This window comes from Ruminobacter sp. RM87, from assembly GCF_000701925.1.
Taxonomy (GTDB): domain Bacteria; phylum Pseudomonadota; class Gammaproteobacteria; order Enterobacterales; family Succinivibrionaceae; genus Ruminobacter; species Ruminobacter amylophilus.
Window position 1 is genome coordinate 1 of the sequence record NZ_JNKD01000128.1, and the last position, 1,036, is coordinate 1,036.

The following is a 1,036-nucleotide window of genomic DNA, read 5'->3' on the forward strand; positions in this document are numbered from 1 at the left end:
AGCATCAATAACAGCCATAATTTTTCCTATATAGTTACATGTATATATGTACCTATGATATCATAAAAAACAAAAGAAGTCCCCATTATTTGGGGTCATCTTGGAAATTTATTTTTTAAATGTAACTATATCTTCAAAGAATAGGTAAGAAGTGTTGCTCAAAGAATCAAGTTATTAATAATGAGCGTATTTTGTCTTTATAATCGATAATAATCGCAAAAATTTCATGTTAAAACCTTATTCGTATATTTAATTGTTGTTTTATATGATATTATTTAAGGTAGATGATTTTATGTAGGAGTGTCTATGTCTGATGGTATTAAAGTGCCTCCATGCAGACCGTATGTTCTGAGAGCAATGTACGATTGGATGGTTGATAATCTGCTAACACCGCAAATTGCAGTCAATGTCAATTTTCCAGAAGTTGATTTACCTTTGCAGTATGCTCAAAACGGGTTAATAATATTAAATATATCTCCTCGCGCAGTATTAAATTTGAAAATAGATAATCGAGGAATTTCATTTAATGCAAGATTTGGTGGTGTTCCTCACTCTGTTTATGTGCCAATGATTGCGGTGACATCTATTTACCCACGAGAAGATCCTAAGTTGGGAATGTATCTGCTTCCTGAAGCCGGTTATGATGATTTTTACGAACACTCAGATGCAGGAACCAGTAAAGGTCACCTTTCTGCAGTGGAAGAAGTTGAGAATACTGGCAGTAAGGAGAACGTTCCTTCATCTGCTCCTGAAAGTGGAGAAAAGAAAGTAGAGCATAAGAAACCTACTTTAGAAATAGTTGAATAAAAGGTTGACAAGTTTAAGCTTAAAGAACCTAGTAAGTTGACCAGATTGAACTTAACCTTAGTAAAAGGCTGAATTCCTTACTTCACGGGGAGTTCGGCCTTTTACTTTTTCCAGTATTTGATTCTTGTTGTAATATCCCATTCTTTGCACTTTTTTGTGTAACTATGGGCAAATCAACAAATCCTCAGCACTCCAATGCTGAGGATTTTTCTCAGTGGTTAATCCTCCG

Annotated in this window: 1 protein-coding gene; it reads left to right on the forward strand. The window is 34.7% G+C overall.

Features of this window, described 5'->3' with window-relative positions:
* Nucleotides 1-306: 306 nt before the first annotated feature.
* Nucleotides 307-807 (forward strand): stringent starvation protein B, encoded by a 501-nt coding sequence (locus T489_RS0112360; RefSeq protein ID WP_037320150.1) that lies wholly within the window; start codon nucleotides 307-309, stop codon nucleotides 805-807.
* The last annotated feature ends 229 nt before the right edge of the window (nucleotides 808-1,036 follow it).